Raw genomic sequence first — 1,388 nt, forward strand, 5'->3', positions numbered from 1 at the left:
CGGGCCCTGGACAACATCTTCGTCGAGCGCCTGTGGCGCAGCGTGAAGTACGAGGATGTCTACATCAAGGGCTACGCGAGCCTGCCCGAGTTGCTCCTGGGGTTGAGCGCCTATTTCGCCTTCTACAACAGCGAACGCCCTCACCAGTCCCTCGGCTACCTCACGCCTGATGCCGTCTACCAGTCGGGCACCGGTGGCGGAGCCAAGATCGTCGATCGCTTCGCCAAGGCTGAATCGAAACTCGGGCCGCGCCAAACCGCTGCGGTTGAGGGGGGCCGCACAACTTAAATTCGGGGGAAAACTGTCCTTGACATGGGGTCCACTATACTCGACGAAAAATCTAAAACCAATTTCATTGCTGAAAGCAATATAATCTATAATTACTATCACACCTGACATTGAAATCTGAAGACCATCCTTGATCGATTGAATTTATTGATCCACGAATACCATTTTCGTTAATTCTGTTACCATACCCAATAGTCCAATTATTGCATGTGCCATTGCTTAGATTTCCATCGTAGCGTGTGCCAGTCCAAACTGCTTGGTTATTATAATAATCTCCATAGGGATTTATATTAATTGGATTTTCTATAAAACCATCAGTAAGATCTTCATAGTTTTCTGCTACAATTTCTCCACTTGGTAAAATATATGGAACATCTGACTTAGAGAAACGTGTGTTAGGGGATGAAGTTTCGTCTGAAATCCACGCTTTAAAAGTCCCTGTTAATAAGGCAAGGTCTGCTTCTGCTTGGCATTTAGAATCAGCTCCGGTTACACCGCCTAGATTTCCATCATATGTTTCAGAGGTAACAAATACCAACTTATGATCATCTAGAGTACTACCCAAATAAAGCTTCCATCCAGACGCCGAGCAAATAAAAAGAGATCCAGTAACTTCGTTATATACCTGGCGTCCATAATGATCGCTATTTATGCAATCATTATGATTTGGACTTACACCACCTGTCACATCTAGCTTTATAAATCCACCTTTAACCGTTATTTGCGGTTTTTCAGCATAGCTGTACTGATATGTTGCCGGAAAAATCAAAACAGTTAAACATAGTAATTTTACATTAATATTCATATTAGTTGGCATCTCGTAGTAGTGATCTAATGTTTAGCTCACCTAAAAAATGTAACAGATCATGCGTTCCGCTTCAAAAAATTGATCTGTTTCTTTGCTTATTTAGCTACCCAACCAAAGCTGGTACAAATATATAGTATAGGAAACGCTGATCAAATACCGTTTACTATTCGTTAACACTGAAAGTGCCCTTTTTCACAAACATTTTGTTTTCAGTGGCTACGTCATGAGTGTTTCGCGCTCCATTCAATGGCCCGTGCGGCCCATTTCGGCCACATGTAGATCGTCATATCAC

At 42.7% G+C, this 1,388-nt stretch carries 2 protein-coding genes; one reads left to right on the forward strand and one right to left on the reverse strand.

The annotated features are described in order from the left end of the window. Positions 1-288: integrase core domain-containing protein (locus GJ668_RS19710; protein ID WP_155451780.1), on the forward strand; the 288-nt coding region annotated here is incomplete at its 5' end. A gap of 64 nt (positions 289-352) precedes the next feature. On the opposite strand, the gene GJ668_RS19715 is transcribed toward GJ668_RS19710, so the two are convergent. Continuing rightward, complete coding sequence (locus GJ668_RS19715; RefSeq protein ID WP_186343237.1) at positions 353-1,093, reverse strand: DUF1554 domain-containing protein; 741 nt, start codon at positions 1,091-1,093, stop codon at positions 353-355. Positions 1,094-1,388 lie beyond the last annotated feature (295 nt).

Origin of the sequence: Allochromatium palmeri (assembly GCF_009720725.1) — a bacterium.
GTDB lineage: Bacteria > Pseudomonadota > Gammaproteobacteria > Chromatiales > Chromatiaceae > Thermochromatium > Thermochromatium palmeri.

Bases quoted from the DNA above. Each gene is read 5' to 3' on its own strand.
- GJ668_RS19715 (WP_186343237.1), bottom strand. From the start codon at position 1,093: ATGAATATTAATGTAAAATTACTATGTTTAACTGTTTTGATTTTTCCG.